Source organism: Verruconatronum alginivorum, assembly GCF_056590205.1.
On the sequence record NZ_JBWPVQ010000001.1, the window covers coordinates 1,153,737 to 1,176,576 of the forward strand.

The window sequence follows — 22,840 nt, forward strand, 5'->3', positions numbered from 1 at the left end:
TTTCCCTCGCCGGGGAGCTATTCTTGTCGGCTTTTATTGATTGATGTATCGATCCTAAGAACAAGACATGTCCATATCACAAACCGAAAAACATTCGTTCCAAGCGGAAGTCCAGCAATTGCTGGATATCGTCGTCCATTCCCTCTACACGGATCGTGAGATCTTCATCCGCGAACTCGTCTCCAACGCCTCCGACGCCTTGGAGAAGTTGCGCCACACCCAGATCACCGAAAAGGAGGTCTTCGACGACAAGTTGCCGCTGGAAATCACCATCTCCACCGATGAAAACGCTGGCACCGTCACCATCCAGGACTTCGGCATCGGCATGACCCGCGACGAGTTGGTGCAAAACCTCGGCACCATCGCCCACTCCGGTTCCCGGGCCTTCCTCAAGGCATTGAGCGAAGGCGGTCAACAAAACGCCAACCTGATCGGTAAATTCGGGGTCGGTTTTTACAGCGTGTTCATGGTGGCCAAACGGGTCCGCGTCTTCACCCGTTCCTGGCAGCCCGACGCCCGGGGGTATTGCTGGACCAGCGAAGGCCAGGGGAATTACGAAATCGAAGAGGTCGATGGCCAGCGCCGCGGGTCGAAAATCATCGTCGAACTCCGCGACGACCAAAAGGAGTTCGCCAAGGAATTCCGGGTCAAAGGAATCCTCGAACGTTACTCCAGCTTCGTTCAATTCCCGATCCAACTCAACGGCGAGCAAACCAACAAGGTCCAGGCGCTTTGGGCTCGGAGCAAAAGCGAAATCAAGGAAGAGGAATACGAGGAATTCTACAAATTCTTCTGCAAGGCCTTCGACAAACCGCGCCACCGGCTCCACTTCAGCGCCGACGCCCCCCTGGCAATCAATTGCCTCCTTTTCGTTCCCCAGGAAAACCGCGAAAAGTTCGGCTTCGGTCGGCTCGAACCGGAAGTTTCGCTCTATTGCCGGAAAATCCTGATCGATTCCCAACCGAAGGAGCTGCTCCCCGACTGGCTTCGTTTTCTAAAAGGTGTGATCGACAGCGAAGACCTGCCGCTGAACATCTCTCGCGAAACCATGCAGGACAGCGCCCTGGTCCAAAAACTCAACCGGCTGATTACCCGTCGCTTCCTCAAGTTTTTGGAAGAAGAAAGCACCCGCAACCCGGATGATTACCAGAAGTTTTTCACCGAATTCGGCTTCTTCCTGAAAGAAGGGGCCGCCACCGACTTTTCCCACAAGGAACAACTGACCAAACTCCTCCGCTTCGAATCGAGCCTGACCGAGCCGGGCAAATTCACCAGCCTCGCGGACTACGTCTCGCGGATGAAGGACGGGCAAACCGAGATCTATTACCTGATCGCACCTTCCCGCGAAGCGATCGAGAACGGTCCCTACCTCGAAGCCTTCAAATTGCGCAACCTCGAAGTCCTCTTTTTATACGAGCCGGTCGATGAGTTCGTGATGAACAGCATCCACGAGTTCGACGGAAAAAAAATGGTTTCGGCCGACCGCGAGGATTTGAAGCTCGAGGACATTCCGCTCCCGGATGACGACGAGCCACTGCCGGAAAAGGCGGTCACCGAGATCAGCCGTTGGCTCCGCGAGGTCCTCGGCGACCGGGTCGGCGAGGTCAGCGCCAGCAACCGCCTCGTCGAGAGCCCCGCCCTGGTCCTCAACACCGACCAATCGGTCTCGCCGATGATGCGGCGGATGATGCGCTCAATGAACCCGGAAGGCCCTCCGGCGGTCAAAGTGAACTTGCAAATCAACCCGCGCCACCGTCTGACCAAGAACCTGGTCGCCCTGCGCGAAACGAACGAATCCTTGGCCAAACTGGTCGCGGAACAGGTCTTCGACAACGCGATGATCGCAGCCGGTCTCCTCGACGACCCCCGCCAAATGGTCTCCCGTATCCAGCGGATCCTCGAATCGGTGACCAGGAAGGACTGAAGCAGAAACGTCGTCCTCCAGGTGAAAGCCGGAGCCCGCCGGCCACGGCCGGGCGGGCTCCTCGCTCCTGGAACTCCGGAGCCAACCGCGACCGCGGCTGAAGCGCGCGGCTCCTTTCGAGCGTCGTCCTTCAGGCGAAGGGGTTGGAGTGTGCGGCTTCTTCATGATCGGCGCATAATCGGCGCCACCCGCGGAAATAAGATTGCCTTAACGGCTTCATTCAATCAGCCTCTAATCGCGTAGGCGGGTGGTGTTCCGTCGCTTCGGACAACCCGCGGATCGTCAACTCTCCTAAAAAACCATGGAAACTGGACTTCCGCTGATCACTCCCCTTATTGGCCTTTTCGGCCTCGGGGTCGCTTTCTTCATCTTCACCCGCATCATGAAACTCCCGGGAGGGGATGGCCGGGTCGCCGAGATCGCCCACATGATCCACCGGGGAGCTCTCGTTTTCATGCAACGGGAGTTCAAACTCCTCGTGATCTTCATGATCGTCATCGGGATCCTGATCGGAGTCCTCCTCGATTGGTTCGAGGCTTTCGCCTTCTTCCTCGGGGCCGCCTGTTCCTTCGTCGCCGGTTTCGTCGGCATGTACGCCGCAACCAAGGCCAACGTCCGGACCGCCGTCGCCGCCCATTCCCACGGAGGCGCCGCCGCCCTCACCACCGCCTTCTTCGGCGGCGCGGTCATGGGTCTGACCATCGCCGCGATGGGATTGATCGGCATCGGCATTCTCTTCGTCTTTTTCGGCACGCCGGAAAAAGCCTACGTCATCCACGCCTTCGCCATGGGCGCATCGCTGGTGGCGATTTTCTTCCGCGTCGGGGGGGGGATTTTCACCAAAGCCGCCGACGTCGGGGCCGATCTGGTCGGTAAAGTCGAGGCCGGAATCCCCGAAGACGACCCCCGCAACCCCGGGGTGATCGCCGACAACGTGGGGGACAACGTCGGCGACGTCGCCGGGATGGGCTCCGATTTGTTCGAATCCTACTGCAACGCGATGATCGCCACCCTGGCCATCGCCGCGACCTTCGCCTCAGTCGAGGTCCAAGCCTTGACCCGCCGGACCGTTGAAGACCTTCCCGCCTTCCAAAACAACCTGATGTATCTCCCGCTCGCCCTCGCCACCGCAGGTATTCTCTGCGCGATGGTCGGCATCCTGGTGGTCAAAACTTTTTCCGGCAAGGAACCGGCCCGAGCCCTCCGCACCGGCACCATGGGAGCCGCCGCGCTGCTGGTCGCGGTCTCGTTTTTCGTGATCCATTTCCTCGGAGGTATCTGGCAGATCTGGGCCTGCGTTTTCGCCGGATCCCTCGGCGGAATCATCGTCGGTCTCGTCACCGAATACTACACCGGCGGCAAACCGGTCCGGGTCATCGCCGAATCCTCCGAAACCGGCGTCGCCACCGTCATGATCACCGGACTCGCGGTCGGATTGCAATCGGTCGCGATCCCATTGCTGACCATCGCCGGAATCATTTTCGTGGCCAACGCCTTCGCCGGACTTTACGGGGTCGGCATCGCCGCGGTAGGGATGTTGGCCACCATCGGGATCACCATGGCGATCGACGCCTACGGGCCGGTGGCCGACAACGCCGGGGGCATCGCCGAGATGTCCGGCATGGGGAAAGAAACCCGGGCAATCACCGACCGCCTCGACGAAGTCGGCAACACCACCGCCGCCATCGGCAAAGGGTTCGCGGTCAGCGCCGCCGGCCTCGCCGCCCTCGCCTTGATCGCCGCTTACGTCAATATCGTCCAGGAACACCACGAAGGATTCATTCTCGATCTCTCCGAACCGCTGGTCCTGATCGGTATTTTCATCGGCGGCATGACCGCTTTTCTCAACGGCTCGATCACCATGAACGCGGTCGGCTCGGCCGCCCACGACATGATCGAGGAGATCCGCCGTCAATTCCGCGAGATCCCGGGCCTGCTCGAGGGAACCGGCAAACCGGACTCCGCCCGTTGCGTCGACATCGCGACCAGCGCCGCCTTGAAGAAGATGATGCTTCCCGCCAGCCTCGCGGTTTTCACCCCGGCCATCGTCGGCTTCGTGCTCGGCCCCGCCGCCCTCGGGGGTCTATTGGTCGGCGGCCTGATCAGTTGCATCGCTCTCGCCCTCTTCATGGCAAATTCCGGAGGCGCTTGGGACAACGCCAAGAAATACGTCGAACACGGCTACCACGGGGGCAAAGGCTCCGCCTCCCACAAAGCGTGTGTGGTCGGTGACACCGTTGGCGATCCCTTGAAAGACACATCGGGCCCGTCGATGAACATTCTCATCAACACCATGGCCATCGTCAGCCTCGTCATCGCCCCGATCCTTTGAAGAAAATTATGAATCATGGGTTATGAGTTATGAAGGAGATGCGGAAAGAAAGGGTGCGAAAGAGCGTTCCCCGTTTCATCATTCATAATTCCTGATCCATAATTCTCGTCCATGCGTATCCCTTGGAAACCGTTTCTTCTGACCGTCTTTTGGGTCTTGATCCTCCTGAAATGCATCTGGGCCCACTGGGCGGTGGCTCGCTGGGAGATGCCGTTCAATTCCGCCTGGGTCTGGGCTCCGACCCTTTTCGCCGCACTGGTCTGCACTTATTTCTTTATCAAGGGCGGCGAGACGGAATGATTCCTATCCCTCCCGCCGATACCAATAGGCACAGCGCTCCCGATTTTTGAGAGAACCGGGTAACGCGAGCAGGATCAAGAGGCGGACCATCTGCCAGAAATTATAGTTGTCGATCTTCCGCGAAGAGGTCCGCAAGCGGGCCTCGGTGATCACCTTGAACCGCAGTTTATGCTTCCGGCACCATCGTTTCAACCGCTGGGAAAAAGCGATCTCCTCCCCGGCATACCACTCCTCGTCGAATCCTCCGGTTTCGCGCCAGGCTTCCCGGCGGCAATAAACATACGATCCGGCCGCCCACCCCATCCTCCGCGAAATCGTGTTCCAAAACCCGAGCCCCAATGTCACGTGCCAATCAAGATCGCTCCGGTCAAACTCGACCAAGGCACCGCCCGCGCCGGTCCTTCCCGCGGCGATCTCCCGCAAGGTCGCCGCCAGCAGCGCGACAGGTAACTCGCTGTCGGCATCAATGAAGACAAACCAATCTCCGATGGCCGCCCCGGCCGCCGCGTTCCGGGCCCGGGCGATTTGGTTGTGCGGCTCGAACACCACCTTGGCCCCCACCGCTTCCGCCCGCTCGGCGGTGGCATCCGCGGAATTATTATCGCAGACGACGATCTCATACCGGACGATCCCCGCCCCCTCCGCCGCCGCCCGGATCGAGGCAACCGCTCGCTCGATATTCCGCGCTTCGTTGAACGCGGGAATCAAAAAACTAAGATGATGATCGGTTCTCAATTTCAAAAACGGATAGCATGGCGGCAGGCCGGTGAAAAGACGGAAGGAAAGAATTTGAACCGCGGATGGGCGCTGATCGACGCAGATGGGGAACAGGGAAGGAACTAGACTAACCGCAAACGGAGGGCACTTCGTGCATGGAGAATGGTACGATCGACGATGCTGAATTGGAACCACGGAAAGAAAGGCATAATACACAGAAAGGGGAGGTTCTGTTGCGAATCTTCCACGACGATTCAACCGGCTCCGAAATCTCGATGAAGGATGCGCTTCATGCGCTTTTACGCCAACGGCGTTTCGCCCTCCAGCCCAGGGTTGCCGCGCACATGCGGGGCTACCCTGGGTCTTGGTGGTGCGGGTCGATCTACCCCGAAGGGGTTGCGCCCGGGATCGCGTGCGATGGCGGATTGATTGCGGGCGAAACCGCATTGCGGTTCGTGGCGTCGGGGTATCAATTCCCAGGGTAGGCCTCGTTTCACTCGGCTCAACCCTGGGCTGGAGGACGTAAGCCCGTTGGGCTATGGAAATCCGGTTCTGGAGTGGGTCGCCGCAAAGTGGGTGAGGCGTCTCGCCTCAGTGTGTGGTGCTCGTGCTGTGGCTGCGGATCGGGTGGCTGATGAACCGCCCGCCGCCGGAACGCCCCCGCCACTTTGAGGAAAGATCCGACGCCTACGCCAACGGCGTTTCGCCCTCCAGCCCAGGGTTGCCGCGCATGGGCTGGAGGACGTAAGCCCGTTGGGCTATGGAAATCCGGTTCTGGAGTGGGTCGCCGCAAAGTGGGTGAGGCGTCTCGCCTCAGTGTATGGTGCTCCTGCTGTGGCTGCGGATCGGGTGGCTGATGAACCGCACGGAGCCGGAACGGCCCCGCAACTTTGAGGAAAGATCCGACGCCTACGCCAACGGCGTTTCGCCCTCCAGCCCAGGGTTGCCGCGCGCATGCGGGGCTACCCTGGGTCTTGGTGGTGCGGGTCGATCTACCCCGAAGGGGTTGCGCCCGGGATCGCGTGCGATGGCGGATTGATTCCGGGCGGAACCGCATTGCGGTTCGTGGCGTCGGGGTATCAATTCCCAGGGTAGGCCTCGTTTCACTCGGCTCAACCCTGGGCTGGAGGACGTAAGCCCGTTGGGCTATGGAAATCCGGTTCTAAAGTGGGTCGCCGCAAAGTGGGTGAGGCGTTTCGCCTCAGTGTGTGGTGCTCCTGCTGTGGCTGCGGATCGGGTGGCTGATGAACCGCCCGCCGCCGGGACGGCCCCGCCACCTTGAGGAAAGATCCGACGCCTACGCCAACGGCGTTTCGCCCTCCAGCCCAGGGTTGCCGCGCAAGGGCTGGAGGACGTAAGCCCGTTGGGCTATGGAAATCCGGTTCTGGAGTGGGTCGCCGCAAAGTGGGTGAGGCGTCCCGCCTCAGTGTGTAGTGCCGTGCTTCGGCTGTGCATCGGGTGGCTGAAGAACCGCACGGAGCCGGGACGGCCCCACTTATCGCCCTCCATCTTCATCCGTGACTATCCGTGCCATCCGTGCTTCAATTATTCCGATCTTCTTTCGCCTATGATTCTCGCACTCGACCAAGGAACCAGCAGCTCCCGGGCGCTTTTGTTCGATCATGCCGGCAACATCGTCGCCCTCGCCCAAAAGGAATTCCCCCAATACTTCCCGAAATCCGGTTGGGTCGAACACGATCCCGAAGAGATTTGGAAGTCGCAATCCGAGGTCGCCCTCGAAGTCCTCGAAATGGCCGGCGTTGATCCCGCCGGGATCGCGGCGGTCGGTCTCACCAACCAGCGGGAAACCGCCGTGCTCTGGGATCGGACCACCGGGCGACCGGTCCACCGGGCGATCGTCTGGCAGGACCGGCGCACCTCCGCTTTATGCGATCAGCTGAAAGCCGCCGGTTTGGAGGATTTATTCCGGCAAAAGACCGGACTCCTGATCGACCCGTATTTCTCGGGGACAAAAATCCGTTGGATGCTCGATCAAGTGCCCGGCCTCCGGGATAAAGCGGCGTCCGGCGACCTTGCCTTCGGAACCGTCGATTCGTGGCTCGCCTGGAAATTGACCGGAGGCAAACTACACATCACCGACGCCACCAATGCCTCCCGCACCCTCCTTTACAACATCCATTCCCGGGAATGGGATGACGAACTTCTCGCCGCCCTCGACATTCCCCGGGCCATCCTCCCCGAAGTCCGTTCCAGCAGCGAAGTCTACGCCCAAATTTCCGGCTTGGATCCACTTAATGGCATCCCCCTGGCCGGAATGGCCGGCGATCAACACGCCGCCCTTTTCGGCCAAGCGTGCACCCGATCGGGCATGGCCAAGAACACCTATGGCACGGGCTGTTTCGTCTTAATGAACACCGGCAACCAGCCGGTCCTTTCCCGGCACGGTCTCGTCACCACGGTCGCCTGGCAGATCGGAAACGAAACCGAATACGCCCTTGAAGGAAGTATATTTATCGCCGGAGCCTTGGTGCAATGGCTGCGGGACGGGCTCGGAATCATCCAGACCGCCCCGGAGGTCGAGACGTTGGCCCGCCAGGTCGACGATACCGGCGGGGTCTCCGTGGTGCCCGCCTTCGCCGGATTGGGGGCTCCCCATTGGGATCCCTACGCCCGCGGCCTGATCATCGGCATCACCCGCGGCACCGGCCGGGCCCACATCGCGCGGGCCTCGCTCGAAGCGATCGCCTGGCAGGTCGCGGAAGTCCTCGAAGCGATGCAGGCCGATTCGGGCATCACGCTCACCGAGCTGCGCGTCGACGGCGGGGCTTGCGCCAATGACCTCCTCATGCAATTCCAAGCCGATTTCCTCGGCCATCCGGTTCTCCGCCCCACCACCACCGAGACCACCGCCCTTGGCGCCGCCTTTCTCGCCGGCCTGGCGGTCGGTTTCTGGAAAAACCGCGACGAAATCGCCGCCCAATGGACGCTTGACCGCCGCTTCGAACCATCCCGACCGCCCGAAACCGTCGAAGCCGACCGCCGTCGCTGGCTCGCCGCCGTGGAACGGTCGAAGAGAATTATGAATGATGAAGTATGAATGATGAAAGGAGGAGACACCCACTGACTGGACCATTTCCAGACCAAACTTCTTCCTCATTTTCCTTCATAATTCATCATTCCTGATTCATAATTCTCTTCAATGATCACACATGTCGTTGTTTTCTGGACGGATGGGGATAAGCAGAAGCAGCAGAAGCTTCTAGAAGGCGCCGCGATGCTGGCGGAGATTCCCGGCATGATCGAATACCGTCGCGGGGTGGCGATTCCGAGCGAACGTCCCGTCGTCGATGGCAGTTTCGCGGTCGCGATCTCAATGACGTTCGCCGACCAGGAAGCGGCCGACACTTATCAAAAGCATCCGCTTCATCAAGCGTTCGTAAACGATTATGTGAAGCCCCTGACCTCCCGTTTGATCGTCTACGACTTCGGGTAAGCCGGGATGGCTATCCGAAGAGGCTTCGAACGCCGGAGTTGCCCGGGGAACAACATGGAATGAAACTTCCTCGCCACTGGGAGGGATGGCATCCTGCCGTCCGCCGTCGGCGTCGTTTCAAGATAAGGTCGGCTGGAAGCCAACCCTCCGATTTAACACTGCGACCCGCATGAACAGTGAATTTTCTTCCAGAGGGGATCGGTGTGAAAAAGTTCTCCTCTTGGGAGGAAGGTGCGTCGTCGTGCGGATGCAGCAACAGACAGGAATGTCTGTTTCACGATGGACTACGACTTCGCCAGCGCCGCCGCTTTTTCGGCGGTTACGTCCATGGTCGGAGTCGCAGCCGCCACGCCGGACTTCTCCGCCGAGGTCGTGAAATACGGCATATATTCCGGCACCGCTTGCTGAAGCATTAGCTTCAATTCGGTGACATCCGCCATGGAAAGCTGGGATTCAATTTTCCCCATTAGCTTCCGAACATTGGAAAGAGAGCTCGGAGTCGATTTCAACCGCATCACTTTGGCGTGATGGGTGCGGTCCATGTTCTCCGAATTATACGACAACTCCTCGAACATTTTTTCGCCCGGGCGGAGCCCGACGAACTCGATCGCGATATCTTCGTCCGGCTGGAAACCGCTCAATTCGATCATCTGGCGGGCCAAATCGACGATCTTGATCGGTTCCCCCATATCGAGGACGAAAATCTCGCCCCCTTCCCCTTGGGTGGCGCTTTGCAACACCAAACCGACCGCCTCCGGAATCGTCATGAAATACCGGGTCACATCGGGATGGGTGACCCGGACCGGACCGCCCGCCGCGATCTGTTTTTTGAACGTCGGAATGACGCTGCCGGACGATCCGAGCACATTACCGAACCGGACCGCCATGAATTTGGTCGCCCCGGGATTCGCCGCCTGGAACGATTGAAGAAAAATTTCCGCCAACCTCTTGGTCGCCCCCATCACGTTGGTCGGGTTGATCGCCTTGTCGGTCGAGATCAGGACGAACCGCTCGACCCGGAATTCGACGGCCAACTCGGCGACGGCCATCGTCCCCATCACGTTGTTGCGGATCGCCTCCCCCGGCTGACTCTCCATCAGCGGCACGTGTTTGTGGGCCGCCGCGTGGAAAATGACCTCCGGCCGGTGGTCCCGGAAGATCAGGGCCATACGAGAACGATCGGTCACGTCGGCGACCAGCGGCACGATCAAATCACCATATCCGAGCTCGACCAACTCCTGCTCGATCTGAAACATCTGCACTTCCGACTGTTCGACCAACAACAGTTTTGACGGCCCGTATTGGGCGATCTGACGACACAATTCGCTGCCGATGCTTCCGCCGGCGCCGGTCACCATCACCGCCTTGCCGCGAATCAGCTCCTGGATCTGATCGGTCTCCAATTTCACCGACTCGCGTCCCAGAAGGTCCTGAATTTCCACCGAACGCAGCTGGGTGAGCCGGACTTTTCCGGTCGCCAATTGATCGAGCGAAGGAACGGTTTCGAACTTGATCCGCGCTTCCTGGAGGAATTTCACCACCTCGTTCATCCGGGATCCGCTTGCACTCGGCATGGCGATGATTGCCTCGTCGAGATGGAGCGATTTCTTCCGCTCGGCCAACACTTCAAGCGGACCAACCACCGGAATCCCATGAATCCGCGAATGCCATTTCGCGGGATTGTCGTCGAAAAACGCGACCGGCTTCAACCCGAGCCCCCGCTTCACCATCAATTCCTGCGCCAACCGGGCTCCGACATCACCGGCCCCGATGATCCCGACCCGACAGGCGTTCCGGCTGGTGGAGGTGACGTTCATCCGTAACAACTCCTGCCGATACAACCGGAAACCGAGGCGCAACCCGGCCACCCCGAGGAACGAAACCAGGAAATCGGCCAGGATCACTCCGCGCGGCGGCGCCACCGGGACCCCTTCGGTCCATCGGACCAATCCGACCACCACCGAAGCCGAGGCGAGCGCCAGGAAGACCCGTTGCAAATCCGGCGTGCTAAAATAAGTCAACAAGCCGGCGAATTGACGGAAAACGAAGAGAAAAACCAACTTCAACAGGACGACCCAACAAATGATAAAGGGAATGCTCGCCCGGATTTCCGCGGGAACCGAGAAATCGAACCGAAGTTGAAACGCCAGCCAAAGAGACCCACTCAATACCAAGGTATAAGAGATCGCCAGGACCGCGAATCGCGATCCAGAGACTGCGCGCAACTGGGATAGGAGGTGGGCCATCGAACCAGGTAGGACTTATTCGCTGCCTCAATGTGCGGACCTGCGCACGTCGGACGGGAGAAAAATCGACTGGGAGTGTAAAAAATCCATTAAGTGTGGGTTGACTGTTTTCCTACCGGTTCCCCTCAAATGCAAGGAAAAACCTTACTGAGGCAGGTTCCCAGACAGCCGCCCGCTCGACTTGGTTTCAAAGATTTCGAAACTTTTTCCCCGTAGCGATGAAGCCACGCCTTCATCGACCTCCCGGAGCCACCGGATCGAATCTTCGGGGAAGATTCGCTACAGACGCCGGACCTCGACCAAATCAAAGAAAACTTCATCCCCGGGCGCCTGGTCCCACACGGCCAGCGTCACCTGGCCGCGAACTGCCCCTTCCGGTGCGTTCGCCATCACCAACAACTCCTGCCATTCCGCATTTTCCCCCGGCATCAACTGGTCGATCCAGAGATATCTTCCGTCGAGTCGCCGACCCGACCCATCCCGCCAGACCAATTCGATCTCCACCCGACTCCCGGCACTCACCTTTCCTTTCGCCCATACGGACACCCGATAGACCGTCCCGCCAGACGCCAGAAACGGTTGCGACAACGCTTCATACATTTGCCCACTGGCCCGCACACTGAACTCTCCGGCGCGCACCTCACTCGCGTTCAGGGCAAACCCCGACGGCGCAGCCCCCGGCGTCGCCGGTTCGTCGCCGGTCAGATACGTCCCGACCGGCGCGTCATCACTGAAGTGACGGGTCCAAAAAAACGGCGTGTATTCATCCTCCCCATCGAGCTCCTCCGCCGTCAGCCCACTCCACTCCAAATCTTCCCGGAAATCACCGTTCATCATCAGGTTCTCCAGTAAATTCTCCCGTAGCATCGGGCTTTCGCCCGATGAATCTTCATTCGACGAGCTCGCCGAGCGCCCCGCCGCCGCCAAGGCCAATGCCGCCCGGCTTTCCGGAAACCAGCGTTCCACTTCGGCCGTCAATCGCTGAAACCCTTCCTCAACATTGGGATCCCCTTCTTCCACCGCCAATCGCCCGCCTCGCTCGACCCATCGGGCCAATTTCATCCCCGGGATAAACCGGGCCCCGACCTCCATCCGCCCGCGCGGCCGATGAATCGGCTTAGCCAGGATCACGTCCTCGTAATGTCGCTCCAACTCCTCCCGCAACCGGACCAATGCCGACAATTGCTCCACGACTTCCTCCAATCCCGCCTCCTCCAAGACCACCGCCCCATCCCGAATCCGGTGATACAGTTCGCTGTAAAGCTCGGTCACCCGGAACGCTTCCGACACCAACGCCACCCGCTCCCGGACCCGCTCGTCCCTCGCCAATCGCCCGGCCTCCGCCAGGATCTCCCGCAATTCGGCGCAGACTTCCGGCGGAAAAAGCTCCAACTGACCGAAATCGTAATAAAACTTCAGCCAAAACACCGGTTTTCCCTGCTCCATCCAGATCGCCTCGCAACGGTCAAAAAAGCGCCGCATCGGTTCCGCCGCTTCCCCGAAGAAATCCCGGTAGAACGTCGCCAACAATTCCTCCCGATCAATCGCCGGATTCCACAACAGCTGCGACGCGAGCCAGGCTTTCGGACCATCCAGGGTCCAGTTCGAATAAATTTCCGCGTAAAACCCGTCGATCCCCGCATCGGCCGCATGCGCCAGCGACTCCGCCGTCACCGCCGTGAAGATTCTCGGGATCACAAAACTGGTGCCGTAATAATAGTCGTAGATCCCCAGCCGCTCCGGACCGGCCTCCGCCCAACGAGTCATCAAATCCCGATCCTGCTCCCGGAATGGTTCGTGAAACCACATCCCCCGGTCGGCGGTCAGATACGGCAGCACCTGCCGATGAACTGGAAACGAAGGCACGTTTTCCGCCCAATGGTAGGCGAGCGTCCCAATGAACTTGTCCGGATGGGTCTTTTCCAACTCCTCCGCCACCCGGTTCATAAAGACGAACACCAGGTCCGAGTAATCGGGCCGTCCCCGGAAGCGGCGCTCCGGATCGACCCATTGTTGGCAATCGGGGCACTGGCAAATGTGATGGGTGTCGGTCATTCCGAGGGCAAAGGTGATCCGGTCGGGGTTCTCGTCGAAAAACTCCGCCGCCTTCCGGGCCGCGAACTTCGCCGCGTCCGGATTGCCGAAACAGGGCTGGTGGTTCAATCCCCGCAATCCAGCCTCCGGACGCACCCGCTCGCCACCGAGCAGAATGAAAAAATCGGGACGCAGATCGTAGACCGCCTCGGTGAAGATTCGGTGCATGCTGTGGTGAAACCGATAACGCTCCCGCATCAGATTGCGGGTATCCCATTCGCTTTCGGTGAACCGGGTGGCATTGCTCCAGCGGCGCGACCGAAACGCCGGTTCCTCCACCCGGTCGATCCGGGGCAAAGGCCCCCTCCACTCCGGGACATGTTCCCCGATCTCCGTCGGCCAAAACCATTGCACGCCCCCGTATTCCTGGAGAAACCGGGCCACGGCGAAGCGCGAACCGGCCGGCGATGCCCCGCGCAGGAACACCCGTTTACCATCGCCCCTCAAAAGGAATCCGTCCGGATCAAGTCCCTCGGGCAACGGCGCCTTCCGCTCCGCCGCCCGGGTTTCACCCACAAAAAAAGTCACCTCCGGCCGGACGGGATCAACCGGCCACGGTCGCCACGCTCCGAACCGGTGGTAACGCAACCGCGGCCCAACCACCGTCGGCTCGGCCGAAACCGCGACCTCCCCGCCGGTCATTTTCCCCCAATAATGAGCCAGCTCCTCCGCCGCCCACACCTCCTCCGGCGCCGGATCCGTCGGAACAAATACCACCGCGGAAAGGGAAGAAAGAAAAGAAAGAGAGAAAATCTGCAAAACGGAAATCATGTCACGGAGCATTTAACCACGGAAAGGAAGCCAAAATACACGGAAAAAAGAAGTCTAACCGCAAAGGCGGCGTTCTTGCGCCTTCATCGAAATTCCCGGCGAGGAAGACTAGTATTTAAAATTATAAGTTCACGTATTTACTCTCTGGGGTTTTCTGGCTGACGCGGACCTTTGTCCAAACGAAAGGCATTGCGTCCTGATTGTAAGCAGCGATAAATCGCTCAATTGCTTCGCTGAGGCTGCGGACGTTCCGGAAACTGGCTCCCCTCAAGGCGCCTCGGCTCAAAATACTGAACCAAGCTTCAATCTGATTGATCCAAGAGGCATGGGTCGGAGTGAAGTGAAAATGGACATGGGGGTGTTTCTGACGCCAAGGATGATCCTCTTTGAGCTTGTGGACGCTGAGGTTGTCGAGAACCAGATGGATCTCCTTTCCCGGATACTGCGCCACGGCCATGTCGAGAAAGTGCAGGAACTCGTCCCTTCTTTTCTTCGGAAAGCATTTGCCCAAGACTTGGCCCGTGGCGACGTCCAGGGCGGCGAACAAGTTTGTGGTCCCGTGCCGCTTGTATTCGTGGGCAAATCCCGTGAGGGAACGGCCGTCGGGCATTTTCAGCCAGCCCTGCTGTCTTTCAAGCGCCTGAATGCACGGCTTTTCGTCGATTGACAAGACGACCGCATTGACTGGAGGGCCGAGGTAAAGACCAATGATATCGGCGCTCTTCGCGGCAAATTCCGGATCGGTCGAAACGCACCAAGAGCGGCGGCGCTGCAGGTTGATTCCAAGCGCACGCAGTTCTTTCCACACCGCATCCGGCCTTATTCCCAGCGACTCTCCCAGCAACCGCCCGTTCCAACGGGCATAACCCGACGGAGGGTCTTCATCCAGCTTGGCGAGAATCTTCGTCCGTATTTCTTCGCGCCTATGTGGTCCAGGCGGCCGACCCGGCCTGAAGTCATCATGCAGCCCCTCCATGCCTTCGCTCTCGAAACGGACTCGCCATTTGCTCACCGTGGCCGGCCGAATCTCCAGCTCCGAAGCGATTTGCAGGTTGCTCTTCCCGGCACTGGCCTTCAACACGATTCGAGCGCGATCCGCATATCTACGCTGGACACGGGGGCCACTCACCAGTGATTCCAGCTCCTTGCGCTCGGAATCCGATAAGGTAATTTTCGCCGATGGTCTTGCCATGGCGCAATTGGTAGTTAATTCGCTGACTTTTTCAAGTAAATACTAGCTCCGACGCAGTCGAATCTCCGTGGAAGATTCGCTACGGAGAAAGTTTCAACGTTCAACTTCCAGCGAAATACCAAAACTCTCCCCTTCCCCCCTTTGAACGTTGAAAGTTGAACGTTGGACGTTTCCCCTTCCCCCCTTTTCCCGTGTATTATGCCTTTCTTTCCGTGGTGAAAACACAGAGCGCCAGTTTCCATCTGCGCCTATCTGCGCCCATCTGCGGTCCCCTCTTCCTCCCTATCCGAATCAACCGCTCTTCCCCGCCGCTTCGCGGATCCGGTCGATGACGAATTGCTGCTCATCCGATGTCATCAAGGTCGAACTCGGCAAACAGAGACCATTCCGGTTGAGGTCCTCCGCGACGGAACCACCAACGACTTCGCAGTCGCGGAAAAGCTTTTGAGTATGGAGCGGCTTCCAGACCGGACGCGCCTCCACATTGGCCGAATCGAGATAACCGATCAGTTCCCTCGCCGACATCCCGAATTTTTCCTCGTCGACCAAAAAACAGCTCAACCAGTTGGTGTGCCGTCCCCAAGGCGCCTGCGGCATCAATGAAATCCCCGGCAGATCCGCCAACCCATCCCGGTAACGGAACGCAATCGCCCGCCGCTGCTCCACCCGCTCCTCCAACACCTCCAACTGCCCCCGGGCAATCCCCGCCAAAACATTGCTCATCCGGTAGTTGTAGCCAACCTCGGAGTGAAGGTAATCCAAGCCCGGATCGCGTGCCTGGGTGCTCCAATACCGTGCCTTATCGGCCAACTCCTTTTTCCGCGCAATCAGCACGCCCCCCCCGGTGCAGGTGATGATTTTATTGCCGTTCAACGAGAACACTCCGATATCTCCGAACGTGCCGGGAATGCCGTCTTTATAGGTCGCTCCAAGCGATTCCGCAGCGTCTTCCAAAAGAGGGACCCCGTATCGCCGGCAGACTTCGACAATCGGATCGAGATCAGCGCTCTGCCCGAACAGATGGACGACCGTCACCACCTGCGGCATCGGCACCCCCCGCCTGACGCGATCCTGCAACAACTCTTCCAACAGGTTCGGATCCATGTTCCAGGACCCCCGCTCGCTGTCGACGAAGACCGGGAGCCCGTGCTCGTAAAGCACCGGATTGCACCCCGCCGCGAAGGTCAAGGTCGGGACGACCACCTCTCCACCCGGCTTCAACCCAAGTAACTTAAGGCCGAGGTGGATCGCCGCCGTCCCGCTGGCCAACGCCACCGCGTAACGCCCGGTATAGCGTTGGACTTCCTCTTCAAGCGCCGTCAGATTCGGGCCGACCGTCGACATCCAGTTGGTGTCGAAAGCCTCCTGAACATAGGCCATCTCGCCTCCTCCCATGTGGGGTACGGAAAGCAGGATACGGGTCGGATTTCGCGGCGGAGCAGAAATTGATCGCATGGCAAAGCGGAAATAAACCACAGAAATTTGCTTAAAACACAAAGGAAATCGAGAGACGTAGCGAATCTTCCACGAAGATCCGACGGTGCTTCGGAGTGACCGTCCCCTTTTGCTCAGAATCGATGAAGGCGTGGCTTCATCGCTACGTTGGATCGATTTTTCTTGGAACATTTCGGCTGCCGGGCAGACTGAAACCGATTGTGATGAAGAAAACCGCTCTTTACCTCGTCTCCTCGATCCTGCTGATCGCCGTGCTTTTGCAGGCTTACTCCCTGACGCTCCACTCAGAGATCAGGAAGAGCGGCGATTTGGAGGACCTCATTTCCCGCCATCTTCCCGGATGGACCGTAGAAGACCTTCCACTGGGCCAAACGGAAGAGGTGATCAACGCAGTGGAGGGGCGCCTCCGATTCGACGATGTCATCTCCCGCATCTACACCCAAGGAAACACCCAGGTCGGAGTCTACATCGCCTATTGGGAACCGGGAAAGATACCCGTAAGATTAGTCGGAGTTCACACCCCGGATACTTGCTGGGTGCAAAATGGCTGGACCTGCACCGCCCGAGAATCCAACGTCGCGAAAAATGTCGGAGGCTCTCTTCTGAAACCAGGGGAATGGGGAATTTTCGAAACTGAATATCACCTCCAACACGTCCTCTTCTGGCACTTGGTCGGCTCTCGCGTCCACACCTACGAGCAACAGGGAATGCACTCGTTGACTGCAGCGTTCCAGGACATCGCCCAATACGGTCTGAATCAGCGCCAAGAACAATTCTTCATCCGCATTTCCAGCAACCGCCCTTTCACTGAATTCTGGGACGACCCCGGTTTCGAACGACTGATGAAGGATATCGCCGCCCTCGGACTCAAAATCGAGGAACCTGAATCGGCGGAAACAGTGGCACAACTCGGTTCTTAACCGCAGATTGCGCAGATAACCGCAAATGGGGACAGGAGGCACTGTGGGTTTAACCACGGAAAGAAAGGCATAAAACACGGAAGGGGGAGAGAGGAGGGGAAAACTTCCAACGTTCAACTTCCAACGCTCAACGCTCAACGCTCAATGGGGGAGAGAGAAGGGATTTGGGTTTTTCTCTAGACGTTTCGTCGTAGCGAATCTTCCACAAGGATTCGACCGGTATCTGAGGGAAAATCGATGAAGGCGCGGCTTCATCGCTACGGGTTTCCCAACCAAGAACCAGGAACGCCGAATGCCTCTTCATCGCTACCGGAATCCAGCCATCCAGTATCCAGTATCCAGTATCCAGCATCCTTCTTCCTTCGCGTTCTTCGCGTCCTTTGCGGTTAAACTCACCTGACCTTCAGGGGCACCGCCGGAGCGCCGAAGACGGTTTGACCGGCCTCGACATCCCGTACCACCACGCTCCCGGCCCCAATTACCGCTCCGTCGCCGACCGTAATTCCCGGTAACAGACTGGCCCGACTTCCGAAAAAAACTTCGCTCCCGATCTTGGAGGCCCCCGTCAAATCGCAAAACGCACTCGTTTGCGACCAGTCTCCCACCACCGAATCATGACCCACGGCAGTCGCCACGTTCAACGTCACAAAACGGCCCAAGGCAATGTCGCAGGTCAGAACCACGTTCGGACATAAAATCGATCCTTCCCCGATTTCCACTTTCCGGCCGATAACCACGGATGGATGAATCAAAGTAGCTGGACGCAACCCTTTCCGCAAAAGCGCCGTGGCCAATTCCGCCTTCAGATGCGGCTTCCCCACGGCACATAAAAAATACTCCTCCCCCTCCGGTTGATAATCGCGGATTCCGCTGATCACTGGTTTCGGATGCAACTCGGGATCGTAGATATCAAGATTGTCATCCAAGAAACCTTTAAAACGCCACTCGCCGTGAAACCCCCACGTTTGACGCGCCCACGTAAAAACTTCCCGGCCGAATCCCCCTGCTCCGGCAATAATTAGGTTCTTTATCGGCATTCAGAAAAGAATTTACCAAATCCTCTTTCACGACGCACGCAGAAAGGTGTCAATGAATTGTGAGATTCTCTCAGCGCCACACTGTTAGCAAGTTACCTGACCGTGAACCCGCCGTCCACCACCAATGTCGTTCCGGTGATCCAGCGCGCATCGTTCGACAGCAAAAAAATAACTGCAGAGGCCACGTCCTCCGGTCGTCCGAATCCAAGCGGATACTCCTCCTCATGCTTCCGCATCGACTCATCTCCTACCGCCTCTCCAGCCTCGGCCGCCATCGCAGTTCGCACCATGCCCGGTGCCACGCAATTTACCCGGATCCGCTGGCCGGCGACCTCCAACGCGAGACAACGAGCGCTCGCCTCCAACGCCCCTTTGGTCGCGCTATAAACCGCGTGGGCTTTGGTCCCGCACCGTGCCGCGATCGACGATATAAATACAATCGATCCTCCCCGGGACAGCCGCTTCTTCCGAAGAATCCCCTGTGTCAACAAGACTGGAGCCTCGTAATTGAGGGCATTCGACTCCCTCAAAGTCTCCTCCCGGATAAACGAGAACGGCTGCAAACGAAGCATCCCGGCTCCGTGCACCACCCCGTCGCAAGTTTCCAACGAATCAATTAATGCGGTCCGCTCCTCCGCCAGGGTCAAGTCCGCCACTTGCCGCCGATGCCCGGATCCGTTCAACTCCGCCAGCAACCCATCGAGAGCGTTGGCCCGTCGGCCAACCGCCACCACGACGGCCCCCTGCTTCGCTGCCAGAATCGCCGTCGCCCGCCCCAGGCCGGACGAGGCCCCGGTGACCAAAATCGTTTTCCCGGACAAATCAGCGAACGTTCCCATCGAACAAACCGGACGCCCGGTCAACCGGCCTTCTTTTCCGCCACCACCAAGGCGAACAAATCACCAAGGGTCCGCTGCTCCGCAAGAGCGTTGGCCGAAATTGAAACCTCATATTCGGCGTCGATCATCGCCAAAGTGGTCAACACCGCCAATGAGTCCCACTGCGGCAAATCCTTTATCACCGTATCCGCCCTCATTGTTCCTGGCTCCAATCCTTCGATCGACTCTTCGAAATTCGAAATAAAATCCTCTATCGACATAAGTTTCTCAGTATTGAACACCTTAATTCCAAAATGTTCTAAAATCGATGGGAAAAAGTAGCCTCACCGCAAAGTGCGCGAAGGAAAGACTCAGGCACCGGATTTTGAACCGCAGATGGGCGCAGATTAACACAGATGAAGCAGGGGAACTGGTTTTTTGACCACGGAAAGAAAGGCCAAAGACACGGAAGATTCGTGTGAATTAGTAGTGGATTCTGGGGGCTCGGAATGGATTTAACCGCGAAGGGCGCAAAGGTAGCGATGAAGCCACGCCTTCATCGACCTTTTCTCCCGGCACGGTCGAATCTTCGGGGAAGATTCGCTACAGACCCCGTGTCTGATGCCTTTCTTTCCATGGTTAATATTTTCCCGAGCATCCGCGCCCATCTGCGCACATCTGCGGTTCAACTCTCCTTTTCCCCTCAAACTTCCACAATTTCACAACACTCAAGCCGCTCCAAGGTTACGTAACTCGAGGCCCACGACAACCCGACGCCGAAGCCGGACAACACCAAATCAACCTTTCCCTCCTTCAATCGATCGCTCAAACAATCGCAGAGGGTTCCGGGGATTGAGGCACAACTCTGATTCCCGAAACGTTCCACCGTGGCGCACGGCGCCTTCTCCAACGGCACCTTCAACCGCCGGGCGATATTAGAAATGATGTATTTGTTTGCCTGATGAAACACGAGGAAGTCGACTTCCTCCACCGTTTTCCCCGCATACTCCAGGATCTCCCGGATCGCCGGGGGCTCCACCTTGATCGAGAAATTAAAGACCTCCGCTCCATTCATCCGCAACTGCTCCCGCGAACGGACGTTTCCTTCCGCATCGGCCTCCTCCCGACGGGTCTCCTCGGTCGACGGCTCCCGGAAGGCCCCGGCGGGTACGATCAGATGCTGGTACCCCTTTCCATCACTCTTCAGGCTGAACCAACTCTCCCGCCCCTCTTCAACCCGTTCCACCAAAGTTGCGCTCCCGGCGTCCCCGAACAAAGGGGCCAACGCCCGGTCCCGCGGATTGACGCAACGGCTGATCGTGTCACCCGCCAGGACCAACACCTTCCGGCAACCCCCGGTCTCGATCATCATCCCGGCTAGCCAGAGAGCATAGACATACCCGGAACATCCCAAATTGACATCGAACGCCGCGCAGTCTTCCTTCAATCCCAGCCGCCCGTGCAACACACAGGCGGTCGCCGGCTGAAAGTAATCGGGTGTCTGCGTGACCATGATCACTGCATCAATCTCCTCCCGGTCAATCCCGCAGCCTTCGAGCAACCGCTCCGCCGCCCGCTGGCAAAGATCCCCGGCGGTGACCTCCCCCGACACCACCCGCCGCTCATTCAGGCCGATCGTCTTCTTAATCCGTTCAATTTGTTCGACGTTTCCGCCGTAAAGATCGACCTCATCATCGATCGACTTCCGTGTCGCGGGAACCGCTGTCACGATCCCCCGGATACAACTTTTCCTAAAATGAGCTCTTGGCATACGCTGAACAGACTAACCACAAATGGACACTAATAAACACGAATCGGGGGAAGAAGAAGTTACTGGATCCTGGATTCTGGATGCCGGATTCGTAGCGATGAAGCCACGCCTTCATCGAAACTTCTGGATGCTGGATGCGGGGGAGGGATTCTGGATGGCGGATGCCGGTGTAGCGAATCTTCCTCGAAGATTCGACGACGGCAGAGTCAGCCTACTGACCCGGGGTTTTCGATGAAGGCGTGGCTTCATCGCTACGAGACCACCATCCCTTCCCCCTTCTGTGTTTTATGCCTTCTTTCCGTGGTTTAAAATCCGGTGCCTCAGCCATTATCTGCGCCAATCTGCGCCCATCTGCGGTTAAATCTCATCTGCGGTTCGTTTAGCTAGATCTTTCGCTTAAACCTTCCGGTCATTTCAATCTCCTTCACCACCCGGACTTTGACCGGCACCTTGAAGACGGGCAACCGCTGCCGGCAATATTTCTTCACCGCCCGCACCATCTCCCTCTCATCCGCACCTTGCGCGATCACGAACTCGGCCGCCACCACCTGCCCCAGGATCGGATTCGCCTCCCCGAAGACCCGGCAATCGCGCACGTCCTCCAACTCACCGATCACCCCCTCCACTTCGCCCGGAATCACCTTTTCACCGCCAACATTGATCATCGACTCTCGCCGCCCCACCACGCGAAAGAAGCCTTCGCCATCCTCTTCCACCCAATCTCCGGTCCGATACCAGCCGTCGGCGGTCAACTGGTCCGACTCATGATTGATGTATCCGAGGATTCGTGACGGCGTCTTCAGCCACAACTCCCCATCGACGATCTTCGACTCGACCTTCGGGTCATCGATCCGGATCCAGAGCGGATCCCCCACCTTGTTCACCGTCCGGACCGCGTTGGTCTCGCTGGTCCCGAATTTTTGCTGAAAATCGACGCCAGGCAATGCCTCCTTCAACCGCCCCAAAACCGCCGCCGGCATCCGCTCCGCCCCGAAACCGACGATCTTCAAACTACTCAAATCCCGATCGCGGTGCGCTCCCGAAAGCAGCATCAGGTTCAGGAAACTCGGCGTCGCCGGAAGCACCTCGACCCTCGCCTCCTCGATCAACCGGCAAACCGCCTCCGGCGTCCGCTCTCCAGGCACCACCAAACAGGAGCCGGAGGCGATCCCCCGCAGGAAAATGTCGATTCCCCCGATGTGATCCAACCCCATGAACGCTAAAACCCGCAACCCCCTGGTCGGCCCGATCCGGTACGATCTCATCAATGTATCCAAATCATGGATCATTCCCTTCGCCCGCCCGGTCGATCCGCTGCTAAAAAGAACCAAGCCCGCTCGCTCGCGAAGCAAACTTCGAATGGCGAAGTTCGATTTCCGAACTTCTCTTCCATCTTCGCACGTTAAACCTTCTCCCTCTTCTCTCTCAACTCTGAACGTTGAACGTTGAACGTTGAACGTTGAACGTTCTCCCTCTTCCCCCCGCTCCCCCTTCCCTCGCACTTCAAATTCCGCCCCCGCCTCGGTCATCCGGGCTTCGACCTCCTTCGGATCGGTTCCGGTCAGCGGCACGACGACATTTCGATTCGCCGCCAGGGCCAAAAACCACGTTGTCGCCTCGAACCCGTAATTGCCGGTGATCGCGACCACCGCCCCGGAACCGATCCCTTCCTTCCGCAACAGCTCCCGGCACTGCTCGATCGCGGCCCGCAGCTCCGCGTAACTCCGGGTCCGGCCCTCCCGGATCATGAACGGGGCATCGCCTCGCCCCGTGATCGACTCAAGCAAACTCATGGATGCTGGATTCTCG

The 22,840-nt window shown here is 58.6% G+C and carries 17 protein-coding genes; 7 read left to right on the forward strand and 10 right to left on the reverse strand.

Translation table 11 applies throughout. The annotated features are described in order from the left end of the window. Nucleotides 1-67 precede the first annotated feature (67 nt). From htpG to ACWUI2_RS03935, 3 genes are all read left to right on the forward strand, one after another. On the forward strand, nt 68-1,924 hold the full coding sequence (gene htpG, locus ACWUI2_RS03925; protein ID WP_486981559.1) for a molecular chaperone HtpG: 1,857 nt from the start codon (nt 68-70) through the stop codon (nt 1,922-1,924). Between the two features lie 301 nt (nt 1,925-2,225). After that, nucleotides 2,226-4,256: a sodium-translocating pyrophosphatase gene (locus ACWUI2_RS03930; RefSeq protein WP_486981560.1), complete on the forward strand. Its 2,031-nt coding sequence runs from the start codon at nt 2,226-2,228 to the stop codon at nt 4,254-4,256. A gap of 111 nt (nt 4,257-4,367) precedes the next feature. Further along, on the forward strand, nt 4,368-4,556 hold the full coding sequence (locus ACWUI2_RS03935) for a hypothetical protein (RefSeq protein WP_486981561.1): 189 nt from the start codon (nt 4,368-4,370) through the stop codon (nt 4,554-4,556). Nucleotides 4,557-4,559: 3 nt separating this feature from the next. On the opposite strand, the gene ACWUI2_RS03940 is transcribed toward ACWUI2_RS03935, so the two are convergent. Further along, nucleotides 4,560-5,264 (reverse strand): glycosyltransferase, encoded by a 705-nt coding sequence (locus ACWUI2_RS03940; RefSeq protein ID WP_486981562.1) that lies wholly within the window; start codon nt 5,262-5,264, stop codon nt 4,560-4,562. Between the two features lie 1,576 nt (nt 5,265-6,840). On the opposite strand from ACWUI2_RS03940, the gene glpK reads away from it, so the two are divergent. Next, nucleotides 6,841-8,331: a glycerol kinase GlpK gene (gene glpK / locus ACWUI2_RS03945; protein WP_486981563.1), complete on the forward strand. Its 1,491-nt coding sequence runs from the start codon at nt 6,841-6,843 to the stop codon at nt 8,329-8,331. A 102-nt stretch (nt 8,332-8,433) separates the two neighbouring features. Next, a complete protein-coding gene (locus tag ACWUI2_RS03950; RefSeq protein WP_486981564.1) occupies nt 8,434-8,727 on the forward strand; it encodes a Dabb family protein in 294 nt (97 codons plus the stop codon). 284 nt (nt 8,728-9,011) lie between these two features. Here the strand turns inward: ACWUI2_RS03950 and ACWUI2_RS03955 are convergent, their stop codons facing one another. The 4 genes from ACWUI2_RS03955 to ACWUI2_RS03970 form a co-directional block, all read right to left on the reverse strand. Beyond that, nucleotides 9,012-10,973 carry a polysaccharide biosynthesis protein gene (locus ACWUI2_RS03955; protein WP_486981565.1) on the reverse strand — a complete coding sequence of 654 codons (1,962 nt, stop codon included), beginning with the start codon at nt 10,971-10,973 and terminating at the stop codon, nt 9,012-9,014. 279 nt (nt 10,974-11,252) lie between these two features. Beyond that, nucleotides 11,253-13,838, reverse strand: a complete 2,586-nt coding sequence (locus tag ACWUI2_RS03960; RefSeq protein WP_486981566.1) for a DUF4838 domain-containing protein — start codon at nt 13,836-13,838, stop codon at nt 11,253-11,255. A 121-nt stretch (nt 13,839-13,959) separates the two neighbouring features. After that, the gene (locus tag ACWUI2_RS03965) at nt 13,960-15,030 is read right to left on the reverse strand and encodes an IS630 family transposase (RefSeq protein ID WP_486981567.1); all 1,071 of its coding nucleotides are present in this window, start codon (nt 15,028-15,030) and stop codon (nt 13,960-13,962) included. A 291-nt stretch (nt 15,031-15,321) separates the two neighbouring features. Next, nucleotides 15,322-16,485: a DegT/DnrJ/EryC1/StrS family aminotransferase gene (locus ACWUI2_RS03970; protein ID WP_486981568.1), complete on the reverse strand. Its 1,164-nt coding sequence runs from the start codon at nt 16,483-16,485 to the stop codon at nt 15,322-15,324. A gap of 203 nt (nt 16,486-16,688) precedes the next feature. Here ACWUI2_RS03970 and ACWUI2_RS03975 point away from each other — a divergent pair, with 203 nt between their 5' ends. Beyond that, nucleotides 16,689-17,405, forward strand: coding sequence for an exosortase-associated EpsI family protein (locus ACWUI2_RS03975; protein ID WP_486981569.1), 717 nt, complete (start codon nt 16,689-16,691; stop codon nt 17,403-17,405). A 392-nt stretch (nt 17,406-17,797) separates the two neighbouring features. Here the strand turns inward: ACWUI2_RS03975 and ACWUI2_RS03980 are convergent, their stop codons facing one another. From ACWUI2_RS03980 to ACWUI2_RS03995, 4 genes are all read right to left on the reverse strand, one after another. Beyond that, the gene (locus tag ACWUI2_RS03980; protein ID WP_486981570.1) at nt 17,798-18,442 is read right to left on the reverse strand and encodes an acetyltransferase; all 645 of its coding nucleotides are present in this window, start codon (nt 18,440-18,442) and stop codon (nt 17,798-17,800) included. Nucleotides 18,443-18,534: 92 nt separating this feature from the next. Beyond that, entirely contained in the window at nt 18,535-19,281 is a 747-nt protein-coding gene (locus ACWUI2_RS03985; RefSeq protein WP_486981571.1) for an SDR family NAD(P)-dependent oxidoreductase, read from the reverse strand. Nucleotides 19,282-19,301: 20 nt separating this feature from the next. Then, nucleotides 19,302-19,541 (reverse strand): phosphopantetheine-binding protein, encoded by a 240-nt coding sequence (locus ACWUI2_RS03990; RefSeq protein WP_486981572.1) that lies wholly within the window; start codon nt 19,539-19,541, stop codon nt 19,302-19,304. Nucleotides 19,542-19,963: 422 nt separating this feature from the next. Further along, on the reverse strand, nt 19,964-20,989 hold the full coding sequence (locus ACWUI2_RS03995; RefSeq protein WP_486981573.1) for a 3-oxoacyl-ACP synthase III family protein: 1,026 nt from the start codon (nt 20,987-20,989) through the stop codon (nt 19,964-19,966). Between the two features lie 64 nt (nt 20,990-21,053). On the opposite strand from ACWUI2_RS03995, the gene ACWUI2_RS04000 reads away from it, so the two are divergent. Then, entirely contained in the window at nt 21,054-21,266 is a 213-nt protein-coding gene (locus ACWUI2_RS04000; protein ID WP_486981574.1) for a hypothetical protein, read from the forward strand. Nucleotides 21,267-21,414: 148 nt separating this feature from the next. On the opposite strand, the gene ACWUI2_RS04005 is transcribed toward ACWUI2_RS04000, so the two are convergent. Further along, entirely contained in the window at nt 21,415-22,824 is a 1,410-nt protein-coding gene (locus tag ACWUI2_RS04005) for an ANL family adenylate-forming protein (RefSeq protein WP_486981575.1), read from the reverse strand. Between the last annotated feature and the right edge of the window lie 16 nt (nt 22,825-22,840).

Bases quoted from the DNA above. Each gene is read 5' to 3' on its own strand.
- htpG (WP_486981559.1), top strand. From the start codon at position 68: ATGTCCATATCACAAACCGAAAAACATTCGTTCCAAGCGGAAGTCCAG.
- ACWUI2_RS03930 (WP_486981560.1), top strand. From the start codon at position 2,226: ATGGAAACTGGACTTCCGCTGATCACTCCCCTTATTGGCCTTTTCGGC.
- ACWUI2_RS03935 (WP_486981561.1), top strand. From the start codon at position 4,368: ATGCGTATCCCTTGGAAACCGTTTCTTCTGACCGTCTTTTGGGTCTTG.
- glpK (WP_486981563.1), top strand. From the start codon at position 6,841: ATGATTCTCGCACTCGACCAAGGAACCAGCAGCTCCCGGGCGCTTTTG.
- ACWUI2_RS03950 (WP_486981564.1), top strand. From the start codon at position 8,434: ATGATCACACATGTCGTTGTTTTCTGGACGGATGGGGATAAGCAGAAG.
- ACWUI2_RS03955 (WP_486981565.1), bottom strand. From the start codon at position 10,973: ATGGCCCACCTCCTATCCCAGTTGCGCGCAGTCTCTGGATCGCGATTC.
- ACWUI2_RS03960 (WP_486981566.1), bottom strand. From the start codon at position 13,838: ATGATTTCCGTTTTGCAGATTTTCTCTCTTTCTTTTCTTTCTTCCCTT.
- ACWUI2_RS03965 (WP_486981567.1), bottom strand. From the start codon at position 15,030: ATGGCAAGACCATCGGCGAAAATTACCTTATCGGATTCCGAGCGCAAG.
- ACWUI2_RS03970 (WP_486981568.1), bottom strand. From the start codon at position 16,485: ATGCGATCAATTTCTGCTCCGCCGCGAAATCCGACCCGTATCCTGCTT.
- ACWUI2_RS03975 (WP_486981569.1), top strand. From the start codon at position 16,689: ATGAAGAAAACCGCTCTTTACCTCGTCTCCTCGATCCTGCTGATCGCC.
- ACWUI2_RS03980 (WP_486981570.1), bottom strand. From the start codon at position 18,442: ATGCCGATAAAGAACCTAATTATTGCCGGAGCAGGGGGATTCGGCCGG.
- ACWUI2_RS03985 (WP_486981571.1), bottom strand. From the start codon at position 19,281: ATGGGAACGTTCGCTGATTTGTCCGGGAAAACGATTTTGGTCACCGGG.
- ACWUI2_RS03990 (WP_486981572.1), bottom strand. From the start codon at position 19,541: ATGTCGATAGAGGATTTTATTTCGAATTTCGAAGAGTCGATCGAAGGA.
- ACWUI2_RS04000 (WP_486981574.1), top strand. From the start codon at position 21,054: ATGGACACTAATAAACACGAATCGGGGGAAGAAGAAGTTACTGGATCC.
- ACWUI2_RS04005 (WP_486981575.1), bottom strand. From the start codon at position 22,824: ATGAGTTTGCTTGAGTCGATCACGGGGCGAGGCGATGCCCCGTTCATG.